Source organism: Helicobacter sp. 13S00477-4, from assembly GCF_002272785.1.
In the GTDB taxonomy this organism is placed as follows: Bacteria; Campylobacterota; Campylobacteria; order Campylobacterales; family Helicobacteraceae; genus Helicobacter_J.
This window is the reverse complement of the sequence record NZ_MLAS01000010.1, coordinates 56,045-71,962: the sequence shown is the minus strand read 5'-3', so window position 1 is coordinate 71,962 and position 15,918 is coordinate 56,045. Positions and strand designations below refer to the sequence as shown.

Here is a 15,918-nt window from a genome sequence, read left to right as displayed (position 1 = left end):
AAGAATTGCTCAATCAAAATAATGCAGAAAATACATCTACTAGTGTGAACAAACAAAGTCAAAACATTAAAACAAAAAAACCAGATTCTAAGAATGGATTCTTCATTGGAGTTGAAGGGGATTTGGGGAGTATAAATTCAGAATTTTCACATGATCTTATAAGAAATGATGGAAATTTTTTTAGTTCATTTTCAAATATTAATTTTGCTTTTGATGGCGGATTAGTAGGTGGTTATCAGCATTACTTTGGTGAGTCTCAAAGGCATGGGATAAAAGTATCAGCTCATATTTATAGTGGTTTTGGGAATAGTTGGATTTGTATAGTTTCATATAAAATCTAAGTGAAAAATAGTTTAGATTTGTTATTTATAAGTGCGTGGGGGTGGTTATTTGATGTATATAATTTAAAAATCTAAGTGAGATTTAATATTACACTTCAAATATAATAAAACTGCATTTTTTGTGAAATAAACTGTATGAAGCTTTCTAATTGCCTAAATTATACATCTTAAGACCTTTCCAACAATCTGTATTTCTAAATTAGCATCTTCTTGGTTGATTGTATAACTCTTGTAATCTTTATTGGCACTGATGATTTCAAGTTCTTTGTTTGGGGATATTTGGACTAATTTGACCATAAAAGAGCCATTGAAATTAATAATATATAATCCATCGCCTTTGAACTCTGGACTAATCTCTGCAATCACCCAACTATCAGGATAAAGCATAGGTATCATTGAATAGCCATCTACTTGAAGACAACGGAGGTTTTCTATCTTTGGTGTGGTCTTAAAAAGCAACTTAGAAAAAGGAATCAAGATATCAGTATCATAAATCTCAATACCTTCTATTTCCACGCTTTCACCTGCTCCTACCTTGCTACTTAGACTGCTGATATAGATTTTATCATTGTCTTTTTTAAGGTTTGGGGTATTGGTGGACATATTTAAGGCTGAAGAGGTTTTTTTATGATTAAGGGACATGTAAGGGACATTGTCTAACTGACTGACATCTTTTTTTAAGCTTTCTACCATATTTTGAGATTGGGAGACGATTGGGAGACGATTGGGAGACGATTGGGAGACAAAAAAAGATATATCAACATCTAAAGCATCTGCTAATTTTTTTAAAGTCTTAAAGGTTGGATTTTTATTTGGTTGACTTTCATATTTTTTAAGGGTATTAAGCGGCACTCCAGATTTATTTGATAAATCTTCTTGTCTTAAGCCTTTTGCTAGTCTAGCTACTTTAATTTTTTTACAAAGTTCCATTAAAAACCCTTTATTAACTTGACAAGTTCATTAAAAAGCACTATAATTTCTAAAGTTTTCAATAGAATTATTGCATAAAAAGATAATCTAAAACTGAAACGAGTTGTTTTAACTTATTAGCGGTGAGACTTCCAAGCCGTTTTTAAATAACCATTACCAATCTGGGGGATACTCTCTTTTATAAAGACCTTGTATCTTTTGGGCGTCGTGAAGCTATCAATCGGGATAGGAACGGGATGGAAAAAATCACATTTCCTTATCTGGGGGGCATGAAGCCATAAATAATATATTCTTAAACTGTTTTGAATCTTTTGAAGTGTTGTTATTGATGTGGTGATGCCCTCTAGGTAAGGGAATGAAAATAAAAAAAGGAGTAAAAATGAATGGAAAAAAGATAAAAAAACAAACTCCTATTGTGCTTAAAAAAGGGATGAAGCTTGCTACTTGGGCAAAAGATATGGGGTTGAGAGAAAAAGATATCCAGTTATTAAGGAATATGGCAATAGGACAAACTAAGGGTAAAAGAGGTAGGGCTAGAGAGCTTAAAGAGCTTCTTATTAAAGATGATCTCTGGCGGGAGGTAGGATAATGGGTGAGTGGATAAGTAGTAAAGAGTTTACGCAGAAATATGGATTAAATAAGAAAAGCCTAGAGAAAGCAGCAAAACGTGCCGCTGTTAGTGGTAAAAAAATTTGTAAAATAAAGTTCTTTAAAATGAACTTTAGATATATACAAGGTAAAAGAGGTGGCAAAGCTGGCAAAGTCCTCCAAATCTGGAGTGAGCCACTGAGCTTGGAAGAACTAGAAATGTTTGAATCTGATAGCAGTGTATTTGAAGACAATCAGGCTATGAATAGTATTGGGAGTCAAACATCTTTAATGCAACCAAAGCATTCAACACATCTAGTGCATCCAATACATTCAACAGACAAAGGAAGCAATGATGGATATAAAAAATCTAGCCCTATGGGTCATAGCAAGAGTTTTACCCATAATGCCAACATTATTGATAATCACAGTAATGTATATCAAGAGAAAGGATTAGATAATGGTAGGAATGGATATGGCTGTGTTGATTTTGTTAGGGATGATTGTGTTGATAGTAACACCATTTATAGCTCTGGTGTATTACCTTCTGATGCTATTTACAATAGACGAAGTCAAAGCAATGCTAGAAGATTTGAGGAAAAAATAGACAATCGTGGAGCTGAACTTATTTATGATAAGGGAGTTGAGATTGTCAATCATAAGGAAGATAACAGCCCTCAAGCATTAAGCCTCTTTGGCTCTGCTAGCTTGATGTCCCAAGAAAAAGCAATGCTAAAGCTAAAAATCATCAAAGAATGGCAAAAATCAAAAGGGAGGCTTAAAGAGAGAGAATTTATCATCTATATTAATGACTCTAAACTCTATCCATTTAGTCTTAGTGCTTCTAAGCTCTATGCTTGGCAGAGGGATTATAGGAATTTTGGGATTGATGGGTTGATTGACGAGAGGGGTAAACATAGGGCAAAAGCAGGGATTATTGAAAATAATCTTGTTTTAAAAGATATTATTGATCGTCTTATACTAGCTTCAAAGGCTAGGTTTAACCTCTCTAATATCTATGAGCTTGCTCATATGAATCTATCAAAAATGGGCTTATTTGATTTTAAGCTATTTTTATCAAAAGAAGCAGAGTTATTTTCTTACAATACGCTTAAACGCTATGTAGAGAGGTATTTGGAAAATAACAAAATCCTTAAAGCAATGGTAGAGGGAGGTGAGAGTAAGGCAGATTCTTGTATGTTGCCTGCTGTAGGAAGGATGGATTGGAATGTAGATACTATCAATCAAATCGTAGAAATTGATGCTACTTCTATTGATGCTATTTTGGATGTGCCACTTTTATGCAAAAGCTATGGGTTTGATATTGAGACTATGGAGAGGGTGCAAAAGCGTTATGTGCTTATCGCATTGATTGATGTATATTCTAGAGTGTGTATTTTTCAGCTAGCAGATACAGAGAATTCGCTTGGTGTTAGCAGGGCGATTGCTAAATATATCAAAGCTTATGGTAAGCCTAGAACTATTAGAGGAGATAATGGGAGGGCATTTAGGAGTGCTTATGTGCAAGAGGTTTGCCTTAGGCTTGGTATTGAGTTTGTCCATACAGCTCCTTATAGTGGGTGGCTAAAACCTTATGTAGAAAGCAATTTTAAAAAGCTCCAGCATAAGGCTGTGGAATGGATGAGTGGGTATATCGGGCATAGTGTGGGGCAGAGAAAATCTATCGAAGAGTTTGATACAAGAAAGGAACGCAGGCTTAAAAAAGGTGAAAAAACTTATTTGAAAAATCTTTTAAGCTTAGAAGAATTTGAAGAACAAGTAGAGAACTATAACAAAATAGCCCTCAATAAGTATAACGCTACATTAGGAGACTCTCCTATTAATATCTATAATGCCAAATCTGATGAGGCAATAAGCTTATCTGATTATGAACTCTCAACTTATCTTAGTGTCTTGAAGAAAAAATCAGTCAATAAGAAGGGGGTATGTCTAGGGGGTATTACTTACCAGCTTCCTAGTCTATACAAACATAGCAGTGTGTATGTAGGGGTTAATATCAATAATATTGCTCAAGCTTTCATATATGATAAGGACAAACAATTCATAGATATAGCACTAGCTCAAAATACCCATACAGATACAATGGAAATAGCTAAAGCTTCTAGAAAAATCTATCAAAAAACCAAAAAAGCACTCAAGAAGAAAATGATAGAAGCTAGGATGAGGGTAGAAGCAGAGACTCCTTTGCTTTATAAAAGCATTGCTAATACTCTTCTTAGTGCTAATAGCCCTCAAATCCAACCAATCAATACTCAATTAGAAGATGCCAAAAGTCGCAGTATTGCCAAGATGGCTTCAGGGGGTGAATGGATGGAAAAAATTTCAAATATGAAGGAAAAAGATGAAAAGACATTGAATAAAAAACGCGTTACTTGGGAGGATATTGCCTCTAAAAAGGCATAAAAAAAGCCCTAAATGATAAATCAAATAGGGCTAAAAATTAAAATTAAAGGAAAAGGAATTTTATGAAAAATTTAGATTTTTGTCAAGAAGAGGATTTGAGCGTAGAGATTTTAGAAAAAATGCCAAAGGATAAACAAGAGGCTTATATAAATGAGACTAAAGGAATAGTAAGGGACTTTCTGAAATCAGAGGGTATCACGCAAGCAGGACTTGGAAGGGCTATTGGCAAAAGTAATGGCTCTGTGATTGGACCCTTTCTTAGGGGTGAGTATAAAGGGAGGAATTTAGAATTAGCTAGAGATTTGAAGCTTTATATCCAAGATTTTATGAATAAGAGGCTTAAAAAAATAGAGAATATAGAAAGTATTTTTGAAAGCAAGGATAAGAAAATAGCACAATTAGTCATTGAGGTAGCTGTTGAGGATAGAGAAATGGGGCTTATATATGGTGCTCCTGGTACAGGTAAAAGTATCATTGCTAAAGAATATGCTAAATCTCATCCTAATGCTATCTTGATAGAAGCTACTTTGCATACTACGGCTAAGACTTTGCTAGGTATTTTATGTGAAAAGCTACGGATTGAAAAATCAAAAAGCTTAGATGAATGTGTGAGGGCTATTGCTAAAGAGTTTGCTAAAAGGGATGCTGTGCTGCTTATAGATGAGGGGGAGCATTTGCCATTGCGGGCATTGGAAGATTTGAGGAGGATCCATGATTTTTCACAAATCCCTATTGTGTTGATTGGTACGCATATTTTGATGCGTAATCTTTTGGGCAAGAATGGCGAACTAGCACAGCTTAGCTCTAGGATAGGAAGTAAGTGGGAAATGGAGGGGCTTAGTGATGAAGAATGCAGTTTGGCATTTTCAAACAAACATATCTTTGGCTTTAGCAGAGGGAACTTTAGGAAAAGCATAAAGCTTAAGCGTAGGATTGAAAAACTAGCCTCATATGGCTGTGATATGAGGGATAAAGAGACGGTGCTAGAAGCTGCAAAAATGATGTTTTTATAAGGACTTAAAGATGAAAAATAAGATGATAAAAGGGATGAGGGCAGATTATTGTAGTAGGTGGTATTTTGTGTGGAAAGGAGTGATTTATTCCAAACTAAGGGCAGATACTGCTTATCAAAGAGGGTATCAATACCCAGCTATTGATATAGTAAAGAAAAATCAACAAAAGGAGCTTTGATTATGAAACAATTTTGTTATGTCGCCTCGCCTTATAGAAGTGTAAAAGAGTCTTTAGAGCCAATGGATTGGATGGGGTTGGCTAAATCTTATGCTATCAAAGGAGCTAGAATGGCTAAGGAAATGGGGTTTGTGCCTATTTGCCCTGTGCTGCTTTTTTGGGGTGTGTATGATGAGGAGAGTGAAAGGAATGAGGTGCTAGAAGCTGGGCTTTTGATGTTAGAACATTGTCAATGTATTTTGAGTGTGAAAACGCTATATTCAAAGGATTCAGCTGGGATGAAAAAAGAGATAGAACTAGCGAAGGCTTATGGGCTTTCTTATTATGAAATTTATGGGTAATAGGAGGTGAAGATGAAATTTAGTGAATTTTTTATTGATGTTTTAATCGCATTGCCATTGATATTGGTCATTTTAGCCACAGGTATAAAATTCTAACAAATAGCGAGGAATAAAATAAATAAGGAGTGATTATGGATTTTATACTAAATGTATTGAATTTATCAAGTTCTATTTTGATAGTGATTTATGTGATTTTTTCTCATATAAGTTATGTGAGATTAGAAAAGAGGATAGAGAGGCTAGAGTTGCATATGGATGCCCAATGGCTTAAAACAATGCAATTCTTTATAATGAAAATTATGAAAGATTATAATAAAGGAGTTAGCAATGGAAATTAGAAATTATGAAGATATTAATAATGCATTGAAAAAAATCTGTGAATGTGAAGTGGGTATCGCTAATATCGAAGGTGAGGTAACCTTAAAAATCAATGAGATCAAAGAAGGTGTGAGGGAGAAAATCTTAGAGTTAGAAAATGAAAAAAACTTTTTGGAACAAGAGATTGAAAACTTTTGTTCTGCTAATAAGGCAGATTTTGCAGAAAAAAGGAGTAAGGATCTTGTGTTTGGCACAATCGGCTATCGGGTCTCTAAAAGTGTGAGTTTACCTAGGGCTAAAGCTAAGGTAGAAGCCCTTATTGATGCTATTAAAAAATTTGGCTTTAGGGATTGTCTGATTTATGAAGAAAAGCCAAATAAAGATGTCTTATGTGAGTTAGATGATAGCTCTTTGGTAAAGCTTGGAATTAAGAGGGTAGTTAAAGACAATTTTAAGATAGTGTCTAAGATTGAAAACTTACAAAACAATGCTTAAGATTTTTAAGCATTGGCAAAATTTAAAACTCATTTAAAGGGGCTTTTGGGACTTTTTAAATAGGTTTTATAGGATTGGGTGGGTTTAGCCTTGCTAAATTACGCAAGATATAAAATCTTGCTACTGCACGCTTGAAGAGGAAAGAGAATGGACAAATACTTTCCTCTCAACCTAATTTTCTAGGTTTTTTAGCAAGGCTCAAAACCATATAAATAAAATAAAAGGAGGTAAAAATGACTCAAAAACAAGCACTTTTAAGGAAGCAACTTATCATCAAAATCCATACTCATCCAAAATATAAAGAACTAAAAAATAATGAAGCTTGGGAAGATTGGCTTTATGTACGCTATAAAGAAAAAAGCTCAGGGCTTTTGTCTATCAGTGAGCTTGAAGAAATATTGCATATTTTTTCAGGCAGGAGGAATGATAGAGATTTTGCTCTGATTGATCCAAATAGAGAGATCATTATCAAAAAAGGAAGATTGAGTTTTGCACAACTTCAAAAGATTAGGATTATTAAAGAGGAGCTTTCTTGGAATGATAAAGATCTAGAGGGTTTTATGACAAGAATGCTAAAAAAATCTAAAGCTTTAAGAGAGCTTTCAATCAAAGAGGCTTCTAAGGTTATCATTGGACTAGAAAAAACTTTGAAATACAAGAAATCTAAGGGCAGTGGATTGAATATATTTAAGGTCGCTAATAATACTGAATATAAAGGCTAAGCAATGACAAAGCATAGGCTATATCAAATCTGTGAAGATTATAAGGGAGGGATGAGCTTTGAAAAAATATGCAAGAAATATGGTGGATTGCGCGTATATATCCCTCAAGTAGTCCCTGATGTGAAAGAAAGGATAATGAGAGATTTTAATGGCTATAACTATGAGATTTTAGCTACTAGGTATAATCTCTCTGTAGAAAAGGTAAGAGAAATCATTAGGAGGCATAAGATAGAGTTAAATCAAACTAAGGTGTATGGAGAGGAAAATGGATAACAATATTAGCAAGGAGCTAAGCTCTTATGTAGAGCTTCCATTTAAAAAACCAGCTCAAATATTAGTGCAAGGAGAGATAGGAGGGGAGCTTGCTTTTAGGAAAGCTTTGCTTGAATATGTAAAAAAGTCTTTGGGTAAAGAGCTTCAAAGGCATATTACTTATTGTTCTATCAAACACAATACGCTTTTTATTATCTTAGATCATCCTGGTGCTTTAAGCCTTTATCGTATGAGAGAAAAAGAACTTTTAGAAAATATGAGGCAATGGTATAAGGAGCTTAAAAAAAGCTCACCAAAAGCATACTGGACAAAAGTAAAAGCTTATCTTAAATCTGATTTTAAAATCTTTTCTCAAGATATTACAAATAAGATTGAACAAAATGAAGAGAAGGCTAAAGGGGATTTTGAAAATCAATGTAAAAATGAAAAGCTAAGGGCTGTATTTGAAGAAATCAGAGAATGTGTGAAGTATAATAAAGGAAAAGAGATTTATGAAAAAGAAGGCTTAGAAATGGAAGTGAATGTCTCTATAGAATTGGATTAGGTTTTAGGACTTTTGTGAGGTAAAATTATATAAAATAAGGAAAGAAAAATGACTTATGAAAAATTTATAACCCTATGTGAAAAATCTGAAAAACAGAATAAACAAATGCTCTATCTTAACAATAAAACATCAAAACTATCTTTTTATGAAGATTTTATGAAGTACTGCCAAGATAATGGTTTAAATAAAGCAGTAGATTCAAGCGTTCTTGAATGGATAAAAATAAACCATACTGCAATGATTGACCAATTAGATTCTTTTTCAAATGAGAGGATTAAAATATTTGGATCATTGAAGGATAAAATCCAATTAAGTACAGAAATCAAAAGAGGGAATGAAAAAGCAATCATTCCTGAAGTTTTACAACAAATCACACAAATATTAGGTTATGAGCCTTTTTGGCATGAAGGAGGCAATCATATTATTTTTAAAAATGAAAAAACAGAGGAAATATTTTATTGCATAGAATGGCATTTTGCGTTTGAGTTAAAAGAGCAAAACCTCATTAAAAAGACAGCCAAAGAGCTAGGAATGACTTATAAGGAACTAGGCGAGGCGATAGGAGTTAGTGATACTACTTTAGCAAGCAGTGTTAGCAACAATAAAGTAAGTGCACAAATAGAAGCTAGTTTAAATCTTATACTAGAGAATCATCATTTAAAACAACAAATAAAAGCAATTAAGAGTGAAGAATTCAAAAAAGATTTAGAAGAATTCAATCAATTTAAGACTTTACTTCAATCTATTCTTAGCAAATAACAATACTTAAACTTGTTATTTACAAATATCTATAATGAATTATTGTAATTTAATTGACTTAAATCTTGTTTTATAGTATAATTATTGCATAAAACTTGTAGATAACAAGTTTTAAATTTTAAAGAAAGGAGAATAAGATAAGATGAAAAAACTTAGAGTTACAGCTTTAGTTTTACAAATCGTTTTTTATATTTTAGCAATAGCTAAATTATTTATAAGTTAAACGAATCCCCTTTTAACAAGGGGTTCATCTTATCTATACATTCAATTATACCATAGGAGGTAAAAAATGGACTTAGAATTTTTGTTAATCATCATATTGGCAGGGTGGGTTGGTGTAAATGGGTGGCGTTTGAATAAACTTGAGAAAAAAATAAAAGCATTGGAAGAAAAATGACCATTGCTAAAACCCATTTTTAGAGAATAAAAGTGGGTTTTATGGTATTTTTTTCTTAAGATTGGAGAAAATTCTATTTATAAAATTTTTATACAAGCATTTAAAGGAGTTGTTATTAGTTTTTTGTATAATGCTTTTATAAATATTTTAAGTTTAAGCTAATGAAATAAGGTAAAGAATGGAAGAAATAACTCTTTTTGATGTTAATGCCCAAGAGAATGTTTTTGAACTTTCTTCTTATCAGAATGGTAGTAAATATTGGCTAGCTAGCGAACTTGCAAAAATGCTTGAATATGAAAATTATAAAACTTTTTCCAAAAATATTGGCAAAGCAATATCAGTATGTGCTAGTTTGTCAATTGATGTTTCAGATCATTTCAGACCTTTAACCAATTCCAGTGGTGATTATAAACTCGATAGATTTGCTTGTTTTTTAATCGTTATGAACAGCGATATAAAAAAACCTAATGTAGCAAAAGCTCAAGTTTATTTTGCTGCATTAGCAGATACAATTGCAGAAATCCGAGCAGAACAAATTGAAAGAATTGAAATTAGGCAAGAGGTCTCTGAAAAAATAAATTCCCTAAATTCTGTTGCTAAAAATCATGGGGTTGATAATTATGCAAATTTCTCAAATGCAGGCTATATGGGAATGTATAATATGGGACTTGATCAACTTAAAGAAATTAAAGGTGTTGAGAAGAAAGCTACTCTTTTTGATTATATGGGAAAAAGAGAATTAGCAGCAAATCTTTTTAGACTATCTGAAACAGAAGCAAATGTTCAAAATAATCATATTTTTGGCCAAAAAAATCTTGAAAATACCGCTAAAGAAGTTGGAAGAAGAGTGCGAAATATAATGATAGAAAATGATGGAATTAAACCTGAGCTTTTGGCAAGACAAAAACACATTAAAGATGTCAAAAAAGAGATAAAAAGTATTGAAAAAGACTATAAAAAAAGAGATAAAATCTCTAAGAATTGATTTTAAATCTCTAAAAATTTCCATATCATAGTCTCAATGTCTTTTTCTAAAGGCTTGGGTAATTGTCCTTTATCATTAATGGGTAAGTAAGCTCTTTTGGGAATCTTTACTTTTTTGCCTCTTCCTGCATAACCTCCAAATTGATGTATTGGTGCATAGCTTTTGTTTACATTTGTCCCTAAGATAACAGAGTCAATACCTATCTTTGTATGGATACTCCTGCGTAAATGACCACTTACTTGTAAAATATCACTTTGGCTTAGCTTTTTTTCTCTTAAGAGTTTGAGCTTAGTGCTTTTGGCTCTATCTTGCCATTTTTCTTCAAAAGGGCTTTGCTTGAATTCAAAGCTCTCATCACTGATACTTTCCAATCTAGAAGCCGTCGTGGACAATAGCTTTCTCATCCCCTCGCTTTTTTCAAAATTTTTCATTCTTTCTATATCTTTTATCAAGTTTTGGAATTTTTTGTTATTAGACATCTTATGCTCCTATAGGGTCTCAATGTTTCTTTTTGTAATTTTTATACTCTTTAAAGATTTTTATAGATTCATTATTAAGGAAATGATAAAATCTCTTTAATGGACAATACCATTAAGCTTGAATGCCGTGTCGACTTGGTATACGAAGCTAGAGTCCAGTGGAAGGGTGAATAGTGGGAAAGGAGTCTCCCCACACATTCAAGCAGGAGAGGTGGACTCACTCTCCTTGAGTCTTTTATTTCTTCTTTGTTCCTTTTTAAATTTTCAATTTCTTTTTCAAAATCTTTGTCGTTTCTGCTATATTTTAATAGACTTGTTACATACACCTCACTCCTATCTTTTGTCACTTTATATACTATCCTATACCTGCTACTAAGTTTTTCTACAAACACTACACTATAATCCCCATCTTTAAACCTATAAATAGGTTTACCCATATGAGCAATCAAATAATAATCAAAGGCTCCTAATTCCTTATGTCTTTGTTTTTGCTTTAACATCGTTTCATTGGATAAGAATATTGATGGGCTTTTGGTTTGGAGTAGATTTTGAAGTTCTTGAGTGGTTTTAGCAATGATGATTTTTTTATCTATATTAGGATTTTGATACAACTCTTTTATTTCCTTCCAGCGTTTGCGATTTTCTATGATGTTTACATAATCTTGAAAGATTAAAGATTTTAGCAATTTGGAAGGGCTATTTAGTGTTGCTATGCGTTTGGCTTTTTGTTTATAAATCTCTTCTAGTTGCTTATTGCTATTTTCTAATATATCGCCTCTAAAGCTTTTGTCAGCTATGGTGGGTAATTCTTTTTGATACTCACTCCAGCCTCTAAGGGCAAGCTGTTCTTTGGTATAAGCATAGACTCTGCAAGCACAGTTATAGCCATTTGGAGGGTAATTCTCTTTCCAAAAGGGATCATCTCTATGCTTGATGATACCGTGTAATTGCTTGTGTGCTTCCCTTCGATTGCCATATAAAAGGCTTACATATCTTAGATAGACTGCTTGATTGTCCTCTTGAAATTGGGCTTGTTTTTTGGCTTTGGCATAAGCGGAGTTTATGTTTGTATTGAAGATAGTTTTTAGCCTAGAAGAGTCTATGTTGATTTTTTTGGCTTCGCCTGTGGTAGGATTTATGACTTCTTTTTTGCCTAGCCAACCTTTTTTCTTTAGTGTGGGGAGGATGTTTTGTTGCCATAGCTCAAAATCCAATCCTTTGCTTTGGGCTTGCAAAAGTGAGGCTTGTATATCTGCTAATAAATCTAATTTGGTCATTTTAGAAATACTAAAAGCTCTGTTATGGGCATCAAATTTTAATTCATCATAATCAAAGCTTAGCTCTGGGTGTTTGCTCATCAAATAAGCCATATTATCTAATGGAGGGAGTTTGAAATCAAGCTTTACCATCTATGCTCCCTTTAAGCTCTGCATTGCCTAATAAATCAAATAATGCTTCTTCAGCTATATCAAAGTCTTTGTTTTCAAAGGAATTTAAAAGCTCATCATAAGCTTCTTGATAAGTGGAAGCTTTGTTTGCTATGGTTTGGACAATGGATTTTATTTTTTCTTCATAAGGCTCTAGTTTTGTATCATCAATCTCTAGTTCGCTTAAGGGCTTTTGGGTTTGAGAAGTTTTTAAAACCTTATTATCTTCTCTTGTATTTTTTTCTAAAAGCTCATCTTTAGGATTTGAAAAATCTATTTGGCTTCTTGTAAGTCCTTTGATTTTAAAGGTTTGTTCTAAATGCTCTAATGGGATATCTATGCCAATTTGCTTGAGTTTGACAAAGACTTCCATTTGTTCGTTTTCATCAGATTCTGTGTTTGTGTCAAGCTCAAAACTAAAATCTTTTACATCTTTAAAGTTTAAAATTAAAGCCTTTTTTAAAAGCTCTCTAATCCCCTCACTCATTAAAGCTGCATCATATTCTTCTGTATTTTTCCTTATTTTATCATGCACATTCCCTAAGGCTTGTGTGCCATTACTTGTAGAATTGCCTGCTAAGACCTGTCCTGTGATGAGCTTAGAAATTCCCTCATCACAATACCTGATGAATTCTAAAAATGTCCCTTTATCTACATTGCCATTCAAAAGCTCTAAGGTATCATTTTTGCCAAAAATACCTACACTATTACTCCTAAGATTGAAAAGCAAATCCATCATCTTTTCTAAATCTTCTTCATTGTCTATATTTTCTGCCCTCATTACAAGGGGTGGTATGGAAAGAGAATCTAAATAGCTCATATATTTAGAAAGTGCGATGTATTTTAAAGATGCGATTGCAATCACACGATACATCAATCCCTCTCCTATCAAATCTGAGCTATCGGTTGGATGAAAATATACCCATATATCTTCTCTCTTTTTTAAAAAAATCTTATCAAATCCTATTGATATATAAAGCTGATTGTTTTTAGATGAAATGTATTTGGGACTGATATAGGAAAATGAAGGATAATAAAGCCCTTCTTGAAGACTCCAGTTTAATATAAAAGGAGCGAATCCATAAGCAATCGCACTGCTAGCTTCAAATAAAAATCTTCTAAAGCCTGTAGCGCTAACTAGCTTTTCTAAAAATGCTTGTTGTGCTTTATCTTGACTCTCTAGCATAAAGGGGAGTCTTGAGAGGGAGATTTTTCGCTTTTGGATTTCACTAGAGATTTGAGCATCAAATCTTAAAAAATGTCCATAAATCCCTAAAAGCTCAGCTATATTATCACTATTGAGGGCATTTTTTACCCTTTCATAGGGGATGTTTAAGGGGATGGGGTTTTTATAAATAGAATTGAGATTGATAGTGCTTTGAAGCTTTTTTATATCTTTTTTAGCTTGCATTGTTTTTCCTTATAATCTTTGTTTTAGGTTTTGGAACCTTGCTTTATTGTGTCTTGAAGCTTTTAGGCTTAGGGCATAGTTTGTATGCTTTGCATTTCTTGCGATTCTTAGGGCAAACTCTAGGGCATCTAAGAGGTCATCGTATTTGGATTTTGGATAAGTATCTAGCTCTAATCTTAGTTCATAGCAGCTTTTTTCAATCAATATATCGCCATCACTTAAAAGTGGTGCTAGGGTATCTAGTCTTAGTTCTTTATTTTGAGTGTTTTTTAATTCTATGACTGGGATTAGTCCTAAGCCTCTTTGTTTAGCAGTTTTTATTAAGATTTGTTTGAAAAACTCTTGATAGGCAACTGTTTCAAGGGCAATTTTTACAAAAGGAGTTTTTTGATAAGCTTTTAAATAAGTCTTTAAAATCACATCAATCATCTTTTCTGGATTGATCCTATAAGGGAGGGCTTTGGCATAATATTTATCGAGGGCTTTGGAATAAAAAAGTACGCATATGCCAAATAAATCACCCCTTGCTTTGCCTAAACTTGGATCTATGCCAATATAAGCAGAATCAATTTGGGCAGGTAAGCATTCATAAGTGATGTAGTTTGATAGGGGAGCATTTTCTTTGGAAAGTGGCATGTTTTGATATTCTGAGAAAAAAGAGTCTTTGTCTTCTAAAAACTCTAAAAGCACGCTTTGCTTATCTAAACATTCATCATCTAAAATCATCTCATTGTAAGGATAGCTATTAGCATTATCCTTATTTAAGCCTTCGATGCTTTCTCCAAAATCTAAAACTAGAGGGAAATTAAAACTTTTAATATCACTCCTTGTTTCTAAACGTGAGAGTAAAGAATCATAATGCAGAGTGGTGCCTACTATTAAGATATTATAATCTTGTGTTCTTGAGGGGAGTTTTAGTACAGCTTTTAAAAACCAAGATTGGAGCTTGTCTCTTTGGGTTTTGCTCTGGACATTTTCATCATTTTCTATATCATCACAGACAATAAAATCAGGGCGTTTGCCTAGAAAGTTTGTGCCTCTGATTTTCTTAGCTGCTCCAAAGGCTTTGACTTTGATAAGATTTTTATCTACTCTTAGGACAAATTCTTCTCCACTCCATACACCTCCAACTTTGAGGCTAAAATCACTGATTAGATTGGTATTTTCTTCACATTCAACTTTAAGCGTTTCAATGCTTTCTTTAGCAATATCAAGTGTGGAGGATATGATGAGTGCGTAATGTTTGCTTTGGCAAAGCAGTAGCCATAAAGTAAGCAATCTGCTTAAAAGCGTCGTCTTTGCTGCCCCACGATAGGCTTTGAATAAAAGCATTTTATGAGGGATTAACAATTCTTTTATATTGTCATATACGAAGTTTCTAAATATCGAAGTATCATTAGGGGTGAGGTAGTGGCTAAAGTAGGTTTGAGTAAAAAATCTAAAATCTTCTTTGGCTTGCCTAATACGCACTTCCCTATCCTTATCTCCCAATAATGGAAGGGATTTTAGGAAAGCTCGGAGTTCTTTGTTATCTCTCATTTTATCTGTCCTTTAATGACTCTTGAATCCAAAAATAGCTTTTAAAAGGGTTTTAAATGGCTTTAAAAGCTTATAAAATTCAAAGGGTGCTATCTGTATATTGGTCTTGAGATTTAAGAAGATTTTAGGGGTATTTGTGAATTTTTTTATTTTTGGGCAAAAATGATTGCAACAACATAAATAGAACTTCATAAACCCTCGCTCTTCTTTTTAAAGACAAGTTCAATGATTTGGTCAGCTTTTTGTGATAAAAAATTAGCGACGGCTTGATTGTTTTCTTTTAATGCTAGCTTAGCAATTGCTTCAATAGTATCTTGGGCACTTTTTTGGGTTAGGGTTTTTGCATCAAAGCTTTTGGGTGAGAGGATTTTATAATAAGCTTCTGCGAAGCTTTGGAGTGTTTTTGGCTCTAAGGAATCATCATTGGAGTCTTTTAATACCTTTTCAAAAGCCCCGATAAGCTTCTTTAAAAATAAGTCTTTCTTTTTTCCTAAATCTGATAAATCCCTTTGATTTTCAACCTTAAGGCTGTGCCAATCAATGCCATTTTCTAAATCCTTCTTCCTGTGATAATGGATATTTGATGGACTCATATCAAAAGCTAAGCAAATATCTCCAATAGTGTTTCCTTGTATATAAGCTGCCCTAATCTCTTCTCTGATATTTGAAGACTTTGGTTTTTTTTCTTTATTTATCACTGCTTCCCTTGATTGAATATTTTTTGCCATTGTGGCAAGTTTTGGGTGGATTTTTT

Annotated in this window: 18 protein-coding genes and 1 pseudogene; 13 read left to right on the top strand and 6 right to left on the bottom strand. The window is 33.2% G+C overall.

Annotated elements, in window-relative coordinates; all coding sequences use genetic code 11:
* Positions 1–341, top strand: a pseudogene (locus tag BKH44_RS06295) (hypothetical protein); the annotation flags it as partial.
* Between the two features lie 153 nt (positions 342–494).
* Here the strand turns inward: BKH44_RS06295 and BKH44_RS06290 are convergent.
* A complete protein-coding gene (locus BKH44_RS06290; RefSeq protein WP_095271353.1) occupies positions 495–1,271 on the bottom strand; it encodes a LexA family transcriptional regulator in 777 nt (258 codons plus the stop codon).
* A 379-nt stretch (positions 1,272–1,650) separates the two neighbouring features.
* Between BKH44_RS06290 and BKH44_RS06285 the strand changes: the two genes are divergently transcribed.
* From BKH44_RS06285 to BKH44_RS06235, 12 genes are all read left to right on the top strand, one after another.
* On the top strand, positions 1,651–1,860 hold the full coding sequence (locus tag BKH44_RS06285; protein WP_095271359.1) for a hypothetical protein: 210 nt from the start codon (positions 1,651–1,653) through the stop codon (positions 1,858–1,860).
* Positions 1,860–4,283, top strand: coding sequence for a DDE-type integrase/transposase/recombinase (locus BKH44_RS06280; RefSeq protein WP_095271350.1), 2,424 nt, complete (start codon positions 1,860–1,862; stop codon positions 4,281–4,283). Before BKH44_RS06285 ends, BKH44_RS06280 begins: the two co-directional genes overlap by 1 nt.
* Before the next feature lie 62 nt (positions 4,284–4,345).
* A complete protein-coding gene (locus BKH44_RS06275; RefSeq protein ID WP_095271347.1) occupies positions 4,346–5,296 on the top strand; it encodes an AAA family ATPase in 951 nt (316 codons plus the stop codon).
* Positions 5,297–5,306: 10 nt separating this feature from the next.
* Positions 5,307–5,474, top strand: coding sequence for a hypothetical protein (locus BKH44_RS08830; protein WP_180674131.1), 168 nt, complete (start codon positions 5,307–5,309; stop codon positions 5,472–5,474).
* Between the two features lie 2 nt (positions 5,475–5,476).
* Positions 5,477–5,815: a hypothetical protein gene (locus BKH44_RS06270; RefSeq protein ID WP_095271346.1), complete on the top strand. Its 339-nt coding sequence runs from the start codon at positions 5,477–5,479 to the stop codon at positions 5,813–5,815.
* 131 nt (positions 5,816–5,946) lie between these two features.
* Positions 5,947–6,153: a hypothetical protein gene (locus BKH44_RS06265; RefSeq protein ID WP_095271343.1), complete on the top strand. Its 207-nt coding sequence runs from the start codon at positions 5,947–5,949 to the stop codon at positions 6,151–6,153.
* A complete protein-coding gene (locus BKH44_RS06260) occupies positions 6,143–6,628 on the top strand; it encodes a host-nuclease inhibitor Gam family protein (RefSeq protein WP_095271340.1) in 486 nt (161 codons plus the stop codon). The genes BKH44_RS06265 and BKH44_RS06260 overlap by 11 nt, the downstream gene beginning before the upstream one ends.
* Positions 6,629–6,861: 233 nt before the next feature.
* Entirely contained in the window at positions 6,862–7,350 is a 489-nt protein-coding gene (locus BKH44_RS06255; RefSeq protein WP_095271337.1) for a phage protein GemA/Gp16 family protein, read from the top strand.
* 3 nt (positions 7,351–7,353) lie between these two features.
* Complete coding sequence (locus BKH44_RS06250; RefSeq protein ID WP_095271335.1) at positions 7,354–7,623, top strand: Mor transcription activator family protein; 270 nt, start codon at positions 7,354–7,356, stop codon at positions 7,621–7,623.
* Positions 7,616–8,167, top strand: a complete 552-nt coding sequence (locus BKH44_RS06245) for a DciA family protein (RefSeq protein WP_095271332.1) — start codon at positions 7,616–7,618, stop codon at positions 8,165–8,167. The genes BKH44_RS06250 and BKH44_RS06245 overlap by 8 nt, the downstream gene beginning before the upstream one ends.
* 48 nt (positions 8,168–8,215) lie before the next feature.
* On the top strand, positions 8,216–8,926 hold the full coding sequence (locus tag BKH44_RS08825) for a hypothetical protein (RefSeq protein ID WP_180674130.1): 711 nt from the start codon (positions 8,216–8,218) through the stop codon (positions 8,924–8,926).
* A 575-nt stretch (positions 8,927–9,501) separates the two neighbouring features.
* Positions 9,502–10,308, top strand: a complete 807-nt coding sequence (locus BKH44_RS06235; RefSeq protein ID WP_095271329.1) for a BRO family protein — start codon at positions 9,502–9,504, stop codon at positions 10,306–10,308.
* A gap of 2 nt (positions 10,309–10,310) precedes the next feature.
* Here BKH44_RS06235 and BKH44_RS06230 read toward each other — a convergent pair whose 3' ends face one another.
* The 5 genes from BKH44_RS06230 to BKH44_RS06205 all read right to left on the bottom strand — a co-directional run bounded on the left by BKH44_RS06230 (position 10,311) and on the right by BKH44_RS06205 (position 15,862).
* The gene (locus tag BKH44_RS06230; RefSeq protein ID WP_095271327.1) at positions 10,311–10,787 is read right to left on the bottom strand and encodes a phage virion morphogenesis protein; all 477 of its coding nucleotides are present in this window, start codon (positions 10,785–10,787) and stop codon (positions 10,311–10,313) included.
* Between the two features lie 74 nt (positions 10,788–10,861).
* Positions 10,862–12,196: a phage minor head protein gene (locus BKH44_RS06225; RefSeq protein WP_095271324.1), complete on the bottom strand. Its 1,335-nt coding sequence runs from the start codon at positions 12,194–12,196 to the stop codon at positions 10,862–10,864.
* On the bottom strand, positions 12,183–13,625 hold the full coding sequence (locus BKH44_RS06220; protein WP_095271321.1) for a DUF935 family protein: 1,443 nt from the start codon (positions 13,623–13,625) through the stop codon (positions 12,183–12,185). The genes BKH44_RS06225 and BKH44_RS06220 overlap by 14 nt, the downstream gene beginning before the upstream one ends.
* 9 nt (positions 13,626–13,634) lie before the next feature.
* Positions 13,635–15,164: a hypothetical protein gene (locus tag BKH44_RS06215; RefSeq protein WP_180674129.1), complete on the bottom strand. Its 1,530-nt coding sequence runs from the start codon at positions 15,162–15,164 to the stop codon at positions 13,635–13,637.
* A gap of 188 nt (positions 15,165–15,352) precedes the next feature.
* Entirely contained in the window at positions 15,353–15,862 is a 510-nt protein-coding gene (locus BKH44_RS06205; protein ID WP_180674128.1) for a DUF1804 family protein, read from the bottom strand.
* Between the last annotated feature and the right edge of the window lie 56 nt (positions 15,863–15,918).